This is a genomic window from Atopomonas sediminilitoris (genome assembly GCF_022601735.1).
Classification (GTDB): Bacteria; Pseudomonadota; Gammaproteobacteria; order Pseudomonadales; family Pseudomonadaceae; genus Atopomonas; species Atopomonas sediminilitoris.
In genome coordinates, this window is record NZ_JAKUMM010000002.1 from 139,182 (window position 1) to 157,840 (window position 18,659).

The 18,659-nt window shown below is 58.4% G+C and carries 17 protein-coding genes; 8 read left to right on the top strand and 9 right to left on the bottom strand.

From position 1 onward, the window contains the following. Positions 1–203 precede the first annotated feature (203 nt). The gene (locus MKI83_RS03100) at positions 204–413 is read left to right on the top strand and encodes a cold-shock protein (protein ID WP_241583309.1); all 210 of its coding nucleotides are present in this window, start codon (positions 204–206) and stop codon (positions 411–413) included. Between the two features lie 224 nt (positions 414–637). Beyond that, positions 638–1,762 carry an alanine dehydrogenase gene (gene ald, locus MKI83_RS03105; protein ID WP_241583311.1) on the top strand — a complete coding sequence of 375 codons (1,125 nt, stop codon included), beginning with the start codon at positions 638–640 and terminating at the stop codon, positions 1,760–1,762. A 13-nt stretch (positions 1,763–1,775) separates the two neighbouring features. Here ald and MKI83_RS03110 read toward each other — a convergent pair whose 3' ends face one another. The 3 genes from MKI83_RS03110 to MKI83_RS03120 all read right to left on the bottom strand — a co-directional run bounded on the left by MKI83_RS03110 (position 1,776) and on the right by MKI83_RS03120 (position 4,706). Continuing rightward, entirely contained in the window at positions 1,776–2,981 is a 1,206-nt protein-coding gene (locus tag MKI83_RS03110; protein WP_241583312.1) for a hypothetical protein, read from the bottom strand. Between the two features lie 363 nt (positions 2,982–3,344). Next, positions 3,345–4,301, bottom strand: coding sequence for a mechanosensitive ion channel family protein (locus tag MKI83_RS03115; protein ID WP_241583313.1), 957 nt, complete (start codon positions 4,299–4,301; stop codon positions 3,345–3,347). 84 nt (positions 4,302–4,385) lie between these two features. Beyond that, positions 4,386–4,706 carry an ArsR/SmtB family transcription factor gene (locus MKI83_RS03120; protein ID WP_241583314.1) on the bottom strand — a complete coding sequence of 107 codons (321 nt, stop codon included), beginning with the start codon at positions 4,704–4,706 and terminating at the stop codon, positions 4,386–4,388. Between the two features lie 121 nt (positions 4,707–4,827). Here MKI83_RS03120 and MKI83_RS03125 point away from each other — a divergent pair, with 121 nt between their 5' ends. The 5 genes from MKI83_RS03125 to MKI83_RS03145 all read left to right on the top strand — a co-directional run bounded on the left by MKI83_RS03125 (position 4,828) and on the right by MKI83_RS03145 (position 10,173). Continuing rightward, positions 4,828–6,066 carry an NADH:flavin oxidoreductase/NADH oxidase family protein gene (locus MKI83_RS03125; RefSeq protein ID WP_241583315.1) on the top strand — a complete coding sequence of 413 codons (1,239 nt, stop codon included), beginning with the start codon at positions 4,828–4,830 and terminating at the stop codon, positions 6,064–6,066. Between the two features lie 81 nt (positions 6,067–6,147). Next, the gene (locus tag MKI83_RS03130) at positions 6,148–7,383 is read left to right on the top strand and encodes an HD-GYP domain-containing protein (protein ID WP_241583316.1); all 1,236 of its coding nucleotides are present in this window, start codon (positions 6,148–6,150) and stop codon (positions 7,381–7,383) included. Beyond that, positions 7,383–9,071, top strand: coding sequence for an ABC transporter substrate-binding protein (locus MKI83_RS03135; protein WP_241583317.1), 1,689 nt, complete (start codon positions 7,383–7,385; stop codon positions 9,069–9,071). The genes MKI83_RS03130 and MKI83_RS03135 overlap by 1 nt, the downstream gene beginning before the upstream one ends. Beyond that, entirely contained in the window at positions 9,058–9,795 is a 738-nt protein-coding gene (locus tag MKI83_RS03140) for a substrate-binding periplasmic protein (RefSeq protein ID WP_241583319.1), read from the top strand. Before MKI83_RS03135 ends, MKI83_RS03140 begins: the two co-directional genes overlap by 14 nt. Positions 9,796–9,864: 69 nt before the next feature. Continuing rightward, positions 9,865–10,173 (top strand): hypothetical protein, encoded by a 309-nt coding sequence (locus MKI83_RS03145; protein WP_241583321.1) that lies wholly within the window; start codon positions 9,865–9,867, stop codon positions 10,171–10,173. Positions 10,174–10,288: 115 nt separating this feature from the next. Here the strand turns inward: MKI83_RS03145 and MKI83_RS03150 are convergent, their stop codons facing one another. The 6 genes from MKI83_RS03150 to MKI83_RS03175 all read right to left on the bottom strand — a co-directional run bounded on the left by MKI83_RS03150 (position 10,289) and on the right by MKI83_RS03175 (position 18,290). Continuing rightward, a complete protein-coding gene (locus MKI83_RS03150) occupies positions 10,289–11,464 on the bottom strand; it encodes a quaternary amine ABC transporter ATP-binding protein (RefSeq protein WP_241583323.1) in 1,176 nt (391 codons plus the stop codon). Then, complete coding sequence (locus tag MKI83_RS03155) at positions 11,461–12,318, bottom strand: ABC transporter permease (RefSeq protein WP_241583325.1); 858 nt, start codon at positions 12,316–12,318, stop codon at positions 11,461–11,463. The genes MKI83_RS03150 and MKI83_RS03155 overlap by 4 nt, the downstream gene beginning before the upstream one ends. Positions 12,319–12,378: 60 nt before the next feature. Beyond that, positions 12,379–13,380: an ABC transporter substrate-binding protein gene (locus MKI83_RS03160; RefSeq protein ID WP_241583326.1), complete on the bottom strand. Its 1,002-nt coding sequence runs from the start codon at positions 13,378–13,380 to the stop codon at positions 12,379–12,381. A 220-nt stretch (positions 13,381–13,600) separates the two neighbouring features. Then, positions 13,601–15,775 carry a malate synthase G gene (locus MKI83_RS03165; protein ID WP_241583327.1) on the bottom strand — a complete coding sequence of 725 codons (2,175 nt, stop codon included), beginning with the start codon at positions 15,773–15,775 and terminating at the stop codon, positions 13,601–13,603. A gap of 140 nt (positions 15,776–15,915) precedes the next feature. Then, complete coding sequence (locus MKI83_RS03170; protein ID WP_241583328.1) at positions 15,916–17,751, bottom strand: sensor domain-containing diguanylate cyclase; 1,836 nt, start codon at positions 17,749–17,751, stop codon at positions 15,916–15,918. An 86-nt stretch (positions 17,752–17,837) separates the two neighbouring features. Beyond that, positions 17,838–18,290, bottom strand: a complete 453-nt coding sequence (locus tag MKI83_RS03175) for an EVE domain-containing protein (protein ID WP_241583329.1) — start codon at positions 18,288–18,290, stop codon at positions 17,838–17,840. 170 nt (positions 18,291–18,460) lie between these two features. Between MKI83_RS03175 and MKI83_RS03180 the strand changes: the two genes are divergently transcribed. Then, positions 18,461–18,601, top strand: a complete 141-nt coding sequence (locus tag MKI83_RS03180) for a hypothetical protein (RefSeq protein ID WP_241583330.1) — start codon at positions 18,461–18,463, stop codon at positions 18,599–18,601. Positions 18,602–18,659: the final 58 nt, after the last annotated feature.

Genomic DNA, 18,659 nt, shown 5'->3' on the forward strand with positions numbered 1-18,659 from the left:
GTGCCAGGCAGGGCTTCGCTTTTGATGGAAAACAGGTATAGTGACCTCGCTGTGTTTGCATGGGTCGCCGTGATTCGTGTCCTGATGCGGTAGATCCAGAAAGATCCACCCCGTGTTGTTCGATTCCATAACCCTTGGAAGCCCAGTAAAGACTCGATCATTTGATCGAGGGTCATACTCTCTTTGTTTCAAGGAAATGCGTTATGTCGAATCGTCAAGAAGGCACCGTTAAGTGGTTCAACGAAACTAAAGGCTTCGGCTTTATCACTCAAGAAGGCGGCGCTGACGTTTTCGTTCACTTCCGTGCTATCGAAGGCAATGGCTTCAAGACCCTGGCCGAAGGTCAGCGTGTTAGCTTCGAAGTGACTCAAGGCCAGAAAGGCCTGCAGGCTGAGCGCGTACAAGTTATCTAAATTTAGATAGCTTCGCGTGAGAAACCCGGTCCATGACCGGGTTTTTTTGTGCCTACAGAAAAGCAGGCTGCAAGAAGATGAGTGGTCTTGGTGATATGTCTGCTGTCTTGCAGGCTTTTAGAGAAACTCACCAGCTTGGCTTGATTCTTTGGGGTAAAACGCTGCAAGGGCTGGCCTAGACTCAAACAATATGGCGTGTCGCCAAAGGGTTTGAGGAGAAGATCATGCGAGTCGGCTTACCGAAAGAGATCAAAAACCACGAATACCGCGTCGGGCTTACCCCGCAATCGGTGCTGGAGCTCACGCGCCGCGGCCACAGTGTGTTGGTGCAAACCGCCGCCGGTGATGCGATTGGCTTTAGTGATGCCGACTATCAAGCCGCCGGCGCGCAGATAGCCGCGGATGCGGCGGCCGTTTTCGCCGGCAGCGAGTTGATCGTCAAAGTAAAGGAGCCGCAAGCCGAGGAGCGTGCGCGCCTGACGCCGCAGCACACTCTATTTACTTATCTGCATTTGGCTCCCGATCGTCCGCAAACCGATGACTTGCTCGCCAGTGGTGCCACCTGTATCGCCTATGAAACGGTGACAGATGCACAGGGGCGTTTGCCTTTGTTGGCGCCGATGTCCGAGGTCGCAGGGCGAATGTCGGTACAAGCAGGCGCGCATTGCTTAGAAAAAGCCCAAGGCGGTCGCGGGGTTTTGCTCGGTGGTGTGCCCGGTGTGGCGCCGGGCAAAGTGGTGATCCTAGGCGGCGGTGTGGTGGGCAGTAATGCGCTGGCCATGGCGGTTGGCTTGGGTGCGGATGTGACTGTGCTTGATCGCAGTGTGGATGCATTACGGCGCTTGGACGCGCACTACGGCAATCGAATTACCACGCTGTATTCCACCAGTGCCGCGGTGGAAGAGCAGGTGCTGATGGCGGACTTGGTGATTGGCGGTGTGCTGATTCCCGGTGCTGCGGCGCCGAAGTTAGTCAGTGCTGAGCTAGTCAGTCGGATGAAAACCGGCGCGGTGATTGTTGACGTGGCGATTGATCAGGGTGGCTGCGTGGCGACTGCCAAGGCCACCACGCATGCCGAGCCGACCTACGTGGTGGATGGCGTGGTGCACTACTGTGTGGCCAATATGCCTGGCGGTGTGGCGCGTACTTCGACCTTGGCGCTGAATAACGCGACCCTGCCATTTGTACTGGCCTTGGCCGATAAAGGTACACGCCAAGCGTTAAATGATGACCCGCATTTGCTCAAGGGCTTGAGTGTGGCGCAGGGTGAGTTGACCTGTGCCAGCGTGGCTGAAGCGCACGGATTAACGGCGGTGAGTCCGCAGCAGATGCTGGCGCGGCTGGCTTGAAGCGGGCGGCCGATCAGTGAGGGCGGCCAACCTGGCCGAGCCCTAGGCGCTCGGCCAGGCTGTTAGCGCGAGCCAGCTCGATGTGCAGCACGCTCAACTGTAATTCGAGGCCGTGCATTTCTTCGCTCGCAGCGACCAAGCGCTGCTCATACACGTACAGCACCCAGCGTTGGTACTCGTCACTGACCAGACCGGCGCTGGCGCATGTGTGTAACAGCTCCTCGATGAGGGCACCGAACATGCAGGCGTTGGCGCTGCGCTGTGAGGGCATGGCGAGCAGTTGTTGCTTCAGACGCCGCAGTCGTTGCTGATGCTGGCCTTGTTGGTTAAGTAAGGTGTTGAGCCATTGCCGATTGTCGGCGAGGTCATAACGTGGGGTAAACGGGCTGTTGAGCTCAAGCGTGGCTTGTTGGAGGGTCTGAAACACCACGTTATCCCAGCGCTCGCGCAATACCTGAAGTGCGGGCAGGGCGTCGCGTAGGGTTAACTGGCCATGCTGTTGGCACAGCAAGGCATACCAGTCGCCGGCATTGAGCAGTTGCGCTGGCAGTGCTGTGGCTTCGGTGATTGCGCTGGGGTAGCCGCTGCCGAGGCGGTTTTCTTGCTGGTTGCACAGCCAGTTAGCAGCATCGCTGGGCAGTTCTGGAGCGAGTGCTTGCCAGCTCAGTGTGGGGAACTGTTCCAGTTGTTTTTGCAGCTTCTTGTGCGTCAATTTGCCCAATATGTCTTCAGTTAAATACAGGTGGCCACACAGCCGCCCCAAAGCAGCCTGCCAGACAAGACCGGTTTGTTCAGGGAGTAGTCGGCTGGATAACAAGCCGGACAAGACTGCGCCCAGCAGGGTGCGCTGATACAACGCTGGTGTGCGCTCGCGCATCACGGTGAGGTGTTGCGCAAGCAATGAGTCGGCGATCAGTGGGTGCTGCTTGAGGGTCGGTTCAAGCTCGTTGGCGAGTTGCTGTAGTTCGGGCTGTTCGCTGCCCAGTGCGGCAAGGTCTTGGCACAGTTGAGCATGGGTTAACCCGTTTTCAATCGTCAGACTGCACAGCAACGGCTGGCGTAGCGGCTGGGTGGTTAGATGATTAATCGCTTGCCCATCGATAGGGCTGCCCGCGCCCAGCAGCAGAGTATCTTCCTTGTTGTAAATCGCTTGCGCGGCGGCCACAGGGTGTTCGGCGCCTAGGTTAAGCAGCAAGCTTAGGTAGTGCTCGTTATGCATGGCTCGCTCCCGGGTAGGTTGCGTTCAAGGCGCGGCATGGTCAGCGGCGCGTTGATATCACGATAACGTAAAAGTTTTTGCAGTGATGGCTATATGGTGGCTATTTTGCGCTCAATCCGACAAATGGTTGGCGTCAATAGTTTGTTGTCTTTTGGGCGCCCTAATGCTCGTAGGCGGCTGTGGATGGTTTTAGCTCAGCAAAAAAAACCGGCCTACGAGGGCCGGTATGGGGAGAGTGCGTTCAGCCTATGCCTGCCGCAGGGCTGAAGTGGGCGGGGAGGGGATCAGCTCCCTTGCCCTAACGCACAGGCAGAGTAAGCGTTGGGCTGGTGGCTGTCATGCGGGCATGTTTTGCAGCATGTTTCAGTCCGGTTTGGGTATGCCTTGCATGGCGCGTAGGCGTGCGGCGTCATCGCCTAAATCTAGGCGTAACGTGCCTGAGCGTAAGTGCAAATCGCGCTGCGGGAAGGGGATTTCGATGTTGGCGGCGCGCAGTTGATCCTCAATAGCCCACATAAAGCGAGCGTGGGTGGCGCCGGGGGAGACCATCAGGTCGTGCTCGACCCAGACCACCAGCTCAAAATCCAAACTGGACTCGCCAAAGTTAGTCAGCCAGACATCGGGTTTGCGTGCGGCTTCGTGGATGATGCAGCCGGGGACGGATTCAACGGCGCGCAACACCGCAGCCTTTACCGCGTGTTTGTCCACGCCGTAGGCCACGCCAAAGGGTACGTGGATGCGGCGATATTTTTCGTTAAAGCTCCAGTTGGTGACGCGGCCGTTAATAAACTCGGAATTCGGCACGATGATGTCGACCAAATCGTTGGTGGTGATGCGGGTGTAGCGCATGCCAATCTCGGTTACTTTGCCCATCACGCCGGATTGTAGGTCCACGAAGTCGCCTACTTTCAGGGTCTTTTCCAGCAACAGAATCAGGCCAGAAATAAAGTTGCTGAAGATGTTTTGCAGGCCAAAGCCGATCCCCACGCCCACCGCACCACCGATCAGCGCAATGTTGGTCAGATCCAAGCCCAGATATTTGAGGCCGACAAGGGTGCCGATAATCCACACCGCATAACGAATAATGCGGGTAAAGGCATACACCCCAGACGAGTTCATGTGGGTGCCTTTGCCGCGGGCGGCGACATTGCGTAGGCCGCGCTCTAGCAAAGTGGAAAACCACCAGGCGAAAAATAGAATGAAGCACAGGCCGGTTAGGCGCAGCAGATGCACATCGGTATTGCCAATTTGAAACCACGGCGTGTTGGCCCACTGCCACAGTAGGTTCAAGACGTTGTCGGTGATTTTGTCGACTTCCATGCGCTTATCCAAAATGAGGCGAGTGAGGCAAAGCGCGCAGGCTTTGCGCTGTATTGAGCATAGATGCCGCTGCGCAGGGCGGGGTTACAGCGAAGCGGTGGGGTGTTTAAAGAAGTCGCCCAGCAAGGCAAAGGTTTCGCGGTTGAGGCGGCAGCGCATGAACTTGCCGTCGCGGGTGACGTGCACGAGGTCAGCGTTAACCAGTTCTTTAATGTGATGCGACACCGTGGGCGCGCCGATATCCAGCCGATCAATCAGGTCCGCGATGCAGCAGGCGCTGACTTCGGTTTCTTCCAGCTGAATCAGGTCCATGTACATGGCCAGCCGATTGGGGTTAGACAAGGCTTTAAATGCTTTGGCCAGTTGCGCGCATTGCGCTTGCTGGGGGTGGCTGGTCGGCTGCATGAACGGTGCTCGTAAGATTGCGTGGGGCTATTGTGCCACAGGGCGTCGCTTTAATAGTTTGACAATCGTCGAACTGAGTTTTAGCGTAGCGGACACTCCCTCGAAGTAAAGCGAGACCAGCATGACCCGCGTGACCCTGAATCAGCCACTGACCCTGCCTTGCGGCGTAACCATTAAAAATCGCCTCGCCAAGTCCGCCATGAGCGAGGCCTTGGGCACCACGGATAACCGCGTGACCGAGGCATTGCCTAGCCTGTATGGGCGTTGGGCAGAGGGCGGGATTGGGCTGCTAATCACCGGCAATGTGATGGTCGATCGCCGCGCGTTGGGTGAGCCCAATAACGTGGCGCTGGAAGATGCCCGCGATGCCGCGCTACTCAAGCGCTGGGCGCAAGCGGGCACGCGGCAAAACACGCAACTGTGGGTACAGCTCAACCATCCTGGTCGGCAGGCGCCCAAAGGGCTGAATGCGGAAAACGTCGCACCTTCGGCGGTGCCGTTTAATCCCGCGTTGCAGGCCTTCTTCCCCGCACCGCGCGCGCTGAGCGACGCAGAAATTAACGACATCATCGAGCGCTTTGCGACAGCGGCGCGGCTGGTTAAAGAGGCGGGCTTTAGCGGCGTGCAAATTCACGGCGCACACGGCTACTTAGTGAGCCAGTTTTTGTCCCCGCTGACCAATCAGCGTGAAGACGATTGGGGCGGCAGCGCGGAAAAGCGCCGTCACTTTGTGCTGCAGGTGTACCGCGCGATTCGTCGCCAAGTGGGCAGCGACTTCCCCGTGGGGATCAAGCTGAACTCGGCCGATTTCCAGCGCGGCGGCTTTACTGAGGATGAGTCGCTGGCGGTGATTCAAGCGCTGGAGGCCGAAGGTATCGACTTGATTGAGCTGTCAGGCGGCACCTATGAGGCGCCGGCAATGAGCGATAACAAGCGTCACAAGGAGTCGACGCTAGCGCGTGAGGCGTATTTCTTAACCTTTGCTGAAACCATTCGCAGCCAAGTCAAGGTGCCTTTGATGGTGACCGGAGGCTTTCGCACGCATCAAGGCATGAGCGAATCGCTGGCAGGCGGGGCGTTGGATCTCGTCGGTATGGCGCGTGGCTTGGCGGTGGAGCCGGATTTGCCCAAACGCTTGTTGGCAGGCTTAGACCCGCTGCATGCGGTGAAGCCGATTACCACCGGTATTAAGGCCGTCGATCGTATGGCCTTGATGGAGGTGGTGTGGTACTCGCGCCAGCTCAAACGCCTTGCGCGCGGTGTCGAGGCCAAGCCGCAAGAATCAGGCTTGTGGGCCTTTCTCGCCAACCTAGTGCACAACGGCGTAGGGACCTGGAAGACCCGTCGTTTGCGCGCCTGAGTATTTTTTTGCCATAAAGTCTGCCTGTCGAACTGCGCTGCCTATACTCAAGCGTAGGTATTGATCGGGGGCACGGGCGGCATGCTCAAGCGTATTTCGTCATCGCAGTTGCGTCTTGGGATGTTTCTTCATGAGCTCTGTGGCTCGTGGATGGAGCACCCCTTCTGGCGCAGCAAGTTCCTGCTTAAAGACCCCAAAGACATCGCCCGCATTATCGACAGTGGCATTAGCGAGGTGTGGATCGACACCAGCAAAGGGCTGGATGCCGATGAAGACGTCAGCAGCGAGACGCGCGAAGACGTTGATGCCGAAGTTGAGCAAGAGCTCAGCGCCGCCGTTGTCGCGCCGCCGGTCAAGATAGAGCGCACCTCGCTGGCCGATGAAGTCGAGCGCGCGGCGCAGATTTGCGCCAAGAGCAAAGCGCAAGTGGTGTCCATGTTTAACGATGCGCGCATGGGCAAGGCGATTGAAGCAGAGCAATGTCAGGTGCTGGTTGAGGACATCGCCAACTCGGTGAGCCGTAACCCTGGCGCGCTGATCAGTTTGGCGCGGCTGAAAAACCGCGACGAATACACCTATATGCATTCGGTAGCCGTGTGCGCCTTGATGATTGCTCTAGCTCGCCAGCTTGACCTCGATGAAGATAAAGTCCGCGAGGCAGGGATGGCCGGGCTGCTGCATGACTTAGGCAAGGCCATGATTCCGCTGGATATTTTGAATAAGCCGGGCAAGTTAACCGACGGTGAATTCGTCACCGTGAAAAGTCATCCCGAAGAAGGCTTCAAACTGCTGCGCGCAGGCAGCCAAGTCACCGAAGCGGTGATGGATGTCTGCCTGCATCACCATGAAAAAGTCGATGGCAGCGGCTATCCGCACCGGCTTAAGGGCGATGAAATCAGCCTGTTGGCCAAGATGGGCGCGGTGTGTGATGTGTATGACGCGATTACCTCTGACCGCCCGTATAAAAAAGGCTGGGGGCCGGCGGAGTCGCTGCGCAAAATGGCGGAATGGAGTAAGGGGCATTTTGATGAGGCGGTGTTTCAGGCGTTCGTCAAAACCATCGGCATTTATCCGGTGGGCTCGTTAGTGCGCCTAGAGTCAGGCCGTTTGGGTGTGGTGACGGAGCAAAACGCGGCGGCGTTATTAAAGCCGGTGGTGAAGGTGTTTTTCTCGGCTAAAAGTAAAACGCCGATCCCGGTGGCGTTGATCAATCTGGCGGATGCGCAGTGCGACGACAAAATTCTGGGGCGTGAGCCGGCGGAGAATTGGAATTTCAGTAATCTTAATGAGCTGTGGGCAGGGGTGGCCTCCTTTTAATGAAACGGCTGCTACCGGCCCTAGGGCTGTTCGGGTACGTGTGCGCGTCGCCGCCGGCGGTGGCGGATATTGCGCAGCTGCTATTACCGCAATTACAGCCGACAACCCTGAGTGAGCGCGAGCAACTCGCCGAGCTGCGCTGGTTTGCCACGGCAGCGCAGCCCTATCGTGGTGTCACGGTGCGGGTGGTGTCCGAGCGTATTGCTACCCATGCGTACGAGGCCAATGTCTTGGCGCCGCTGTTTGCCCGCCTGACCGGGATTCGGGTGATCCATGAGATCACCGGCGAAGACGACGTGGTGAATAAGCTCAACGCGCAGCAAGACACGGGGCTGCACCTGTACGACGGCTATATCAGCGACAGTGATCTGATCGGCGCGCATTTTCGCGGCGGCCAAGTGCTGGCGCTGTCGGATTACATGGCGGCGGATGGCGCGGCCGTGACCTTGCCCACCCTGCAGCTGGATGACTTTATCGGCCTGCCTTTCAGCACCGGCCCCGATGGCAAGCTGTATCAACTGCCGGACCAGCAGTTCGCCAACCTGTATTGGTTTCGCCACGATTGGTTTGCTCGGCCAGAGCTGCAACAAGCGTTCAAAGGGATTTATGGCTACGCCTTGGGCGTGCCGCAAAACTGGTCAGCGTATGAAGACATCGCCGAGTTCTTCACCGAACATGTGAAGAAAATCGACGGCCAGCCGGTGTATGGGCACATGGATTACGGTGCGCATGATCCGTCGCTGGGGTGGCGTCTGTCTGATGCTTGGCTGGGTATGGCAGGCGTCGGTGATGTGGGTTTGCCCAACGGTTTGCCGGTGGATGACTGGGGCATTCGTGTCGACGGTTGCCGGCCGGTGGGGGCCAGTATGGCGCGCGGTGGCGCGTTAGATAGCCCCGCCGCGGTGTATGCGCTTAGCCGCTATATCGACTGGTTAAAGCGCTTCGCCCCGCCTGAAGCGATTAATCTGACTTTTACCAAATCAGGCCCGGTGGCATCGCAAGGGCAAATTGCCCAGCAAATATTCTGGTACACCGCCTTTACTGCCGATTACACCCAGCCCGATGTGGCGGTGGTGGATTCGCGCCGGCGGCCGTTATGGCGCGTGGCACCCTCGCCCCACGGTAGCTACTGGCAGACGGGGATGAAGTCCGGCTATCAGGATGCCGGTGCGTGGACTTTCTTGCGCGACACGCCGCCAGAGCGTCTCAATGCCGCGTGGTTGTATGCGCAGTTTTTGGTTTCGCGCAGTGTGTCATTGAATAAAACCTTGCATGGCTTAACGCCAATCCGCCGCTCGGATATTTTTTCCCAGGCGATGACCCAGCAAGCGCCGTATTTAGGCGGGCTGGTGGAGTTTTATCGCAGCCAAGCGGTGCATGCTTGGACGCCCACCGGCACCAACGTGCCGGACTACACCGAAATGGCCAATTTATGGTGGAAGACGGCGCATCCGGCCATTGCTGGGCGGATTAGCCCGCAGCAGGCGATGCGTAACTTGGCGCGAGCGATGGATCGCCACCTCGCCGTGCTGGAGCGCTTGCCCGGCAGTTGCGCACCACGCTTAAACCCAGAAACCAGCGCGCAAGCATGGCTGGCACAACCGGGGGCACCCAAGCCCGCCTTGAAGCATGAAAAGCCGCAAGGCGTGACCTTAAGTTATGAGGACGCGATTCGTGCGTGGCAGTAAGTACGGCTTGACCGCATTGCTACTGCTGAGCGTGTTGCTCAGCAGTACGGCGCTGCGTGCCGAGCTGACGGTGCTGGCGTGGGAGCGCGAGCCGCTGTCGTATCAAGACCATAACCGCCAGGCGCAAGGCTTGGCGGTCGATATTCTCAAGCTGTTGATGGAGCAAGCCGGCGAGCCGTATCGCTTACGCTTTGTGCCGCTCAATCGGGCTATTCGAGCGGTTAAGCTCAAGCCTGAAACCTGCGTGCTGCTGCTGGAGCGGCGGCAAGAGCGCGAAGCCCAATTCAGCTGGGTCGGCCCCTTGCTGGTGTCGCGCATTAGCTTGTATTCGGCGGCGGATAACCCGCTGAGCTTCGCTAGCCTAGAGGTGGCTAAAGAGTTCACCGTGCTCAGTCATATGGGTTCCGGCGTCGGTGATTACCTGCAGGGCATGGGGTTTACCGTGGATTACTCCAACCACAATGGCCTTAATGCAGACAAGCTAGCGCGCCAGCGTGCGCCACTGTGGGCGACCAGCGAAATCAGCGCGCGGGTGCTGTCGCAACGCGCCGGGATTAAAGCACCGCACGAGGTGCTGCCGTTTATGACCGTGATGGAGGCCATGGCCTGTCATGTTGGCAGTGATCGTTTGCGCCAAGAGCGCTTGCAGACGACGTTGCTGGCCCTGTACCGCACGGGGCAAATCCAAGCCTTGTACGCCCGTTATGGTGTGAGCTTGGACTAAAGGCGTACAGCCTTGGCGGGCGCTGCTGGGTAGGCTAAAGCGCTCTGATACCTAAGCGAGGGCCCCGCCATGTTCTGGATCATGCTGCTGCTAAATCTGTTGGTGGCCATGCTGGGTGCCGGCATCTTGTTTTGGCCGGGTGGCCTGCGGGCGCTGCGCTTTGTGCTGGCGCTGCCTCTGGTCTATCTGCAATGGGTGATGGTGCCGTATTGGTTGCTGGGCTGCGCGACGTTTCTAAGTGCGGACCCGGTGTGCAGTGTGTGGCCGGCGCTATTGCTCGGCCCGTTGCCGGTGTATCAACTGCTGTATGGCTCGCTGTTGTTGGCCGGTTGCATGACCTACCGCTTAAAGCGCGCTAAACAGCTGCAGCCAGCCTGATTCGGCCCTGATTAAGCCTGCCGATAGCCTAAGGCTCAGCCACTAAAAAAGCCTCAACCACGCAGGGTTAAGGCTTTTTTAGTGTTACCCGTACACAGCTGGCGGCTTAGGGGGCTCAGACAACCTGCGCGCCGAGTAGCTCGGCGACCTTGCTGCGCGCGAGCATGCCGCGGTATTGACCGTCTTCATCGACCACGGCGGCGGGCTGCTTGTTGGTCAGCAAGTCACCTAAAATCTCTTCCAGCGGCGTATGGCCTTTGACCTGCGCGACTTCCACCAGCTGTGTATCGATGGCGCTGTTTTGGCTGGCGGCTTGCTGGGCGGCGGCGAGGGTCAACACACCTTGCAGCTTGCCGTCGGCGAGCACGGCGCTGTAGTCCTGCTTGGCTTCGGCCATGGCGCTGACGGCCTCGGCGGGCGTGCTGTTGGGCGCTAAGCGTGGAATGCCGCCATGAATGGCATGCGCGGCGGTCAACACCTTGCTGCGATTCACATCCTGCAGGAAGGCCGCCACGTAGTCGGTGGCCGGGCGTAGCAAGATGTCTTCGCTGGTACCTTCTTGCACCAGCTCACCATCTTTCAAAATGGCGATGCGGTTGCCTAAGCGCAGCGCCTCATCCAAGTCATGGGTGATGAAGACGATGGTTTTGTGCAGTTTCTCTTGCAGCGCCAGTAACTGATCCTGCATTTCGCGGCGGATCAGTGGGTCGAGGGCGGAAAAGGCTTCGTCCATCAACAAAATTTCGGCGTCGGTAGCCAAGGCGCGGGCTAAGCCGACACGCTGCTGCATGCCGCCAGAAAGCTGATGCGGGAACTGCTTTTCAAAGCCCTTCAGGCCCACTTGATCAAGCCAGTACATGGCTTTTTCTTCGCGCAGGGCACGCTCGACACCTTGTACCTTCAAACCATAGGCGGCGTTATCGAGCACGCTGCGGTGCGGGAATAGGCCAAAGCGCTGGAACACCATGCTCATTTTTTGCTGGCGAAACAGCTCCAGCTCGCGGCGTGACAGCGCGGTGACATCTTGGCCATCCACCAGAATTTTCCCTGCGGTCGGCTCGATTAGGCGGTTGAAGTGCCGAATCAGCGTCGACTTGCCCGAACCCGACAGGCCCATGATCACGTGGATACTGCCTTCTTCAATATTCAGGCTGATATCGCGCAAGCCCAGCGTGTGGCCGCTTTCTTTGAGCAATGCTTCTTTGCTCATGCCGCTTTGCGCGGCGGCCAGCCATTTTTGCGGTTGCTTGCCGAACAGTTTGTAGATGCCTTTGACTTCAATCTTGCTCATGCGCCCCTCCGAGCTTGTTGACGTTGGCCAAAGGCCTGCGTGATGCGGTCGAAGATGATCGCCAGCACGACGATCGCTAGGCCGGCGAGTAAGCCGCGCCCGACTTCAAGGCGGTTGATGCCCAGCAGCACTTCTTGGCCCAGGCCGCGCGCACCAATCATCGAGGCAATCACCACCATCGACAGCGCCATCATGGTGGTTTGGTTGATCCCCGCCATGATATTGGGCAGCGCCAGCGGCAACTGCACGCCAAATAATTGCTGGCGCGAGTTGGCACCAAAGGCGCGTGAGGCTTCTAGCACTTCAGCATCGACCAAGCGAATCCCCAAGTCGGTCAGGCGGATTAGCGGCGGCACCGCATACACCACGGTGGCGATGATGGCGGGGATTTTGCCCAAGCCAAACAGCATCACCACGGGGATCAGGTAGACAAAGCTGGGCATGGTTTGCATCACGTCCAGCACCGGCAGCATGATCTGGCGTAGCCAGTTAATTCGCGCCATCAAGATACCGAGCGGGATGCCAATCGCTACCGACAGCCCCGTGGCCATGATCATCAAGGCCAAGGTTTGCATGCCCTTATCCCACAGCCCGAGCAAGCCAATGCACGACAGCAGTGCGCCCATGGCGAGGCTGAGCTTCCAGCGTCGGCTAACCGCAAAGGTGATGGCGATCACCGCGCCGACTACCGCCCACCATGGCGACTGGCGCAGTAACTGCTCAATCCAGATCAGCAAATCAAGGAAGGGTTGCGACAATAGTTCAAGGGTGTCGGCGTAGTTGGCCACCAGCTCTTCGACCCAGTTGTCGATGGCGCGGCGCAGCTGCCGAGCAGGGATCAGTTCAGGAAACATGCTTACTCCAAAAACACACTGGCGACAGACGCGCTGCGCCTGCCGCCAGTGATGGAACGATTAAAGGGCTTGGCTTACGCGGGCGGCAACGTCGTCCGGCACCCAGCTCTGCCACAGCTCAGGATGGGCGCTGAGGAAGTACCGCGCGGCCTCGTCGGACTCGGCGCCTTCTTCTTCAGCCCAGGCCAGCAGGCCGTTGAGCTTTTCGGTGGGAATGTTGACCTTTTCTAGGAAGGCCAGCAGTTGCGGGGCGCTGTTGGCGAACTCGGTGTTCACCCCAGCCTTGATCGTGGCGCTGGGGTAGCTGCCCGCATAAGGCGTGGCGCACTCGGCCTTGGTGTTACAGGCGTGGCCTTCGGCGTTATAGGGCTCCATCTGCAGCTGCACGAGATCAAGCTGGCCGAGCAGTGGCGTGGGCGACCAATAGTAGAAGGCGACGTTTTTCTTGCGCTTGTACGCCGAGGTGATAGCCGCCTTGAGTGCCGCACCGGTGCCTGGCGATGACAGGTTGAAGCTGTCTTGCAGGCCATAGGCCTTAAACAGGTTGGTGTTGATCACTTCACAGGCCCAACCGGCCGGACAGGTCAGCAGCAAGCCTTTGTCGGGGTCTTCGGGGTCGGCAAAGTGCTGCTTAAAGCGTGGTAAATCTTTCACACTTTTCAGCTCAGGGAAGCGTTCGGCGACGTAGCGTGGAATCCACCATGCCTCAACACCGCCGGTGTAGATGTCGCCAAGGCTTTGTACTTTGCCTTCGGCAACGCCTTTCTCCCAGGCCTCGCTGACGCTGTTGATCCACACTTCACTCATCACATCCACGTCGCCACGCACAATCGCGGCCAGCATCGGCAGAGTGCCACCGGTTTCGACGCGGCTTTCACAGCCGTAGCCGTGTTGCATGATGAAACGCTCGACTTCCACCGTGATTAGGTTGGAGGTCCAGTTCATGCCGGCAAAGCGTACCGGACGGTCGAGTTCACACTCAGGGGTGGCCGCATGGGCCGAGAATGACAGGCTGGTCGCTAGGGCTAAGCCTGCAGCTGAAAGGGTTTGACGCCAATTCATGGGTTCTCCTACTCGTTGATCGTGGCCCCGCAAATAACACAGGGGCGGCGCGCTCACGCCGGTGGAACCGCAGAAGTATACCGGAACAATGCTTTCAGTTGAAATTAACTGTGCAAAATATTGCACGGATGGTGCAAGGCGTGCGCGGTTGCTGTCGAGTGTAGAAACGGCAAAGCCGCCCGAAGGCGGCTTTGCGTGGATTACAGGAATCCTTGGCGGCTTAGGCTTGGTGCTTGGCCTTAAACTCGCGACGACGGCGATGCAGAACCGGCTCGGTGTAACCGTTGGGCTGCTTGGTGCCTTCGATGACCAACTCGACGGCGGCTTGGAAGGCCACGCTGTCGTCAAAGTTGGGCGCCATGTTGCGGTAGGCCGCATCGCTGGCGTTTTGACGGTCGACCACGGCGGCCATGCGCTGCATGGTCTCCATCACTTGCGCTTGGCTAACCACGCCGTGACGCAGCCAGTTGGCGATGTGTTGGCTGGAGATACGCAGTGTGGCGCGGTCTTCCATCAGGCCAACATCGTGGATGTCGGGCACTTTCGAGCAGCCCACGCCGTGGTCAATCCAGCGCACAACATAGCCAAGAATGCCTTGGGCATTGTTGTCCAGCTCGCTTTGGATCTCTTCGGCGCTCCAATCGGTGCTGGGCGCTAATGGAATGGTCAGGATGTCGTCCAGCGAAGCGCGCGGGCGCTTGGCCAGCTCGGCCTGACGCTCTGTCACGTTAACCTGATGGTAGTGCAGGGCGTGCAGAGTGGCGGCGGTCGGCGACGGTACCCAAGCCGTGTTGGCGCCGGCCATCGGGTGAGCGATTTTGGTTTCCAGCATTTGCTTGAGCTTGTCTGGAATCGGCCACATGCCTTTACCGATCTGGGCGCGACCTTGCAGGCCAGTGTTCAGGCCGATGTCGACGTTCCAGTCTTCATACGCGGCGATCCACTTTTCGCCCTTCATGGCGGTCTTGCGCACCATGGCGCCAGCTTCCATGGAGGTGTGCAGCTCGTCGCCGGTGCGGTCTAGGAAGCCGGTGTTGATGAACGCTACACGGTCTTTGGCGGCTTGGATGCAGGCCTTCAAGTTGACGGTGGTGCGGCGCTCTTCGTCCATGATGCCCATTTTCAGGGTGAAGCGCGGCAGCTTGAGCAGGTCTTCAACGCGACCAAACAGCTCGTTGGCAAACGCCACTTCTTCTGGGCCGTGCATCTTGGGCTTAACAATGTACATGCTGCCTTTGCGGCTGTTGGCGCGGCTGGCGCTGCCGTTAAGGTTATGGATGGCAATCAAGCTGGTGATCGCGCCATCGATAATGCCTTCAGGCACTTCGCTGCCGTCCTTGTCGAGGATGGCTTCGTTGGTCATCAGATGACCGACGTTGCGCACGAACAGCATCGAACGGCCATGCAGTGTGAGGCTGCCACCGTTGGCGGCGGTGTATTCGCGGTCAGCGTTCATGGTGCGGGTAAACACTTCACCGCCCTTGCTGACTTGCTCTGACAGATCGCCCTTCATCAGGCCCAGCCAGTTGCTGTACACCACGACTTTGTCGTCGGCGTCGACGGCAGCAATGGAGTCTTCGCAGTCCATGATGGTGGTCAGCGCGGCTTCCATCAGCACGTCTTTAACGCCGGCAGCGTCGGTCTGGCCGACGGGGGTGCTGGCATCGATCTGGATTTCAAAGTGCAGGCCGTTGTGCTTGAGCAGCACAGCGGTGGGCGCTGCGGCATCGCCTTGGAAGCCGATGAACTGCGCGGTGTCTTGCAAACCGGTTTGGCTGCCGTCTTGCAGGCTCACTTGCAGTGCGCCGTTGTTGACGGTGTACGCAGTGGCGTCGACATGGTTGCCGGCGGCCAGCGGAGCGGCTTGGTTCAAGAAGTCGCGGGCAAAGGCAATCACTTTGTCGCCACGGACCTTGTTGTAGCCTTTGCCTTTTTCGGCGCCGCCTTCTTCGCTGATCACGTCGGTGCCGTACAGGGCATCGTACAGCGAGCCCCAGCGCGCGTTAGAGGCGTTCAGGGCGAAGCGGGCGTTCATCACCGGTACCACCAGCTGCGGGCCGGCAATGTTGGCGATTTCTTCGTCCACGTTGTCGGTGCTCACGCTGAAGTCAGCGGGCTCGGGCAGCAGGTAGCCGATTTCTTTTAAGAAGGCGACGTAGGCTGCGTGGTCGTGTTGACCGGCGCGGGCTTGGTGCCAGGCATCAATTTGCGCTTGCATGGCATCGCGCTTGGCCAGCAGGGCCTTGTTCTTGGGCGCCAGATCGTGGACGAGTGCGTCCAGACCTTGCCAGAACTGCTCGGCATCAACGCCGGTGCCAGGAATGGCTTGATTGTTGACAAAGTCGTACAGGACTTTGGCGACCTGAAGGCCACCGACTTGAACGCGTTCAGTCATTTTCTACCTCGCTCTGCTGGAATAGCGCCTGACCCAGTTAAAGGCGCTCAACCCGAGGCCTTGTAGTGCAAGCGGGCGAATACTACATGATGGGCGTGAATAAATCATGCGCAGGCCGTCGTGCTCTGACCGAATGGCGCTTAAGAGTCACTCGGGGCGGGTGCGCCGCTGTCGGTTTGCCAATGATAGGTGCGGTTGCGCCCCGCGGCTTTGGCGGCATACAAGGCTTGGTCGGCGTGCTTGACCAGTAGTTCTGCACCTTGGCCCAGCGGCGGCACTTCCCAGCACAGGCCAATGCTGACGGTCAGTTGGCCAGTGCTGCTGTGGGGGTGCTGCAAGCGCAGCTCGGCAATGCGACGGTGGATTTGTTGCGCGGTGCCTTCGACGCTGTGCGGCGCGCTGGCGGCGAGAATGACCGCGAGCTCTTCGCCGCCGTAGCGAAAGGCTTGGTCGCCTTCGCGTTGCAGGCATTGCTGCAAGGTTTGTGCGATTAAGCGCAGCGCATCGTCACCAGCTTGGTGGCCAAAGTGGTCGTTGTAGGGCTTGAAGTGGTCGACATCGATCATCAGCAAGCCAAGCCCCGTGCTATTGCGTTGCGCACGACGCCATTCGCGTTCTAGCTCCTCATCAAAATGCCGGCGATTAAACAGGTTGGTCAGGCCGTCACGTTGCGACAGCTCTTGTAGTTCGCGCTCTAGCTTGAGGCGCGCGCTGTTGTCGCGCATCACGGCCACCAAGTATTCGTTGCCCAGCTCTTCGTGCAGTTCGGCGTTGATCTCAACCGGCTGGATGCCGCCATCGGCGCGCGTTAACTCTAGTTGAAACACACGCGGCAGCCCTTGGCGGGTGAGCTTGCGTAGGGTTTTAAGCCAATCAAAATAATTGCTGAGCAGGCTTTGTGGGTGCTGGCGTAGGACTTGCTCAAACACCGCCGCATCTTGATAGCCAAGCATGCGATAGGCGGCGCGATTGAAGTGCAGCGACTGGTTGTTGGTGAGGTCGTGAATGATAAAGCCATCATGGCTGTGGTTGTTGAGCTCGAGCACGAGGCCAAGGCGCGACTTTTCTTGTTCTAGACGGGCTTCGGCTTGGCGTCGTTGCTCAATTTCGTCGCGCAGTTGTTGATTGGTGCTTTCGCTGCGTTGGCGCTGTTCGCGATGCCCTTGGGCCCATAAGAAGGCCATGGCTAAGCTAAGACTGACCAAAATGCCGCTGATCAAAATCAACTCAGGCAGTGGGGACTCAATCCGCGAGATCAGGCCTTGGCTGGGCTGGATGCTTAGCTCAACACCGTCTAAGCCGGCAATCGGCACGGCTTGCATGTCTTCGCCGGTTGAGCTGCCGCTTTGGTGCAGCGCTTTTTTGCGGTAGAGCAGGGTGACGGCTAGGAGGTTGCGGCGGGGGGCGTCCAGCAGCTGCTCAACCATGAGTTGAATGTCCAGCGTGATCACGAAGGCGCCGCTGAAGTGCCCCTTGTCGCGGGGTAAAAAACTGACGAGATTGAGTGCGCCGTGCTCAAGGTCGAATACCTTGTGCGGCGCTTGGCTTTCGCTATTGCTGATAAGAACGCTGTACAGCGACGACTGTGGCGACAGCGCTGCGCCGTCAAATAAGGTTTTTTTAACCAGGCGATGTTGCGGCCAGCGCACCCGCAAGTCGGCGTCAATGTAGTAGACCTGAGTTATTGCGCTACTACTCAGGGTTGAGATGGGGCTATGTAGTGTCCATTCTTCTTCAGATAGGCCTTGGTGGTGTTGCCATAGCGTATTGATGCGTTGCAGCTCATCTTGATAGCGGGTCAAACGCCTTTCCAGTGTGTCCGCGAGGGTCTGCCCCTCGCGCATGAGGCGCTGCTCGAGTCGGCTTTGTGCTTGTTGTTGCGCTTGTAACGCCAGCGCAATGCTGCCGGCTAGCAGGCTGATAAACAGCACGCTAGGAGCGAGGCGACTGAGTGCTTTGGCGATGACTGCAAGCATGAATGACTCAAAACGGCTGGTCTGGTTTGAGCATAGCCGCTTATGGGCGGCTTGGTTCGACGATTAAACGTGTCTGTCGGATGGCGTTAAAACAAGGCCGCGATGATGTGCCACTGCTCTGCGGTGACGGGCATCACCGAGAGGCGCGAGCCTTTTTGTACCAGTGCCAGTGCCTCTAGTCCGTTGAGTTGGCGCAGCTCGGTCAATGGAATGAGGCGCGCAATGCTGTGCGCCGCGCTGACGTCAACGGCACACCATGGGTTCTTCTCGTTGCTGGCTTTGGCGCTGAAGTAAGGGCTTTGTGGGTCGAGCGCGGTTGGGTCTGGGTAGGCTTCGTGGACGATTTTACCGACACCCGCGATACCTGGCTCGGCGCAGCTGGAGTGATAAAACAGAAATAAATCCCCCGACTGCATGCTGCGCAGAAAATTGCGCGCTTGATAATTGCGCACGCCATCCCAGCGACAGGGTTGTGCCGCGCGCTGCAGATCAGCAAAGGAAAATTCATCCGGTTCAGACTTCATCAGCCAGTAATTCATGGGGCCTCGGGGTGTTTTGCACTTGTAGGACAGTTTAAAACATCAAATAATAGCGCCCGCCGAAGCCTTGACGCCGAAAATGGGATGTGCCGCAAAGTTGGCGTCAAGAAATCGCTTTAGCCTGTGTCCGCTTTTTATAACAATAAGAAGGCAAGGTCGTTGGGGGATATATGCAGCGCAAACCAGATTTATTGTGGGTTCTAGCCTTAATTTTGGGGCTGGGCATTGTCACTACCGGCTATACCCAAAGCCAGTGGCAGCCTGAACAAGCCGAAGTCAGCACACCCGTGATTTCGCTTCAGGCCAAGTAATTAGCGGTTTGGTCGCAAGGGCCAAACTGGGCGCAGGGACGCGCCATGCTTCACCTTC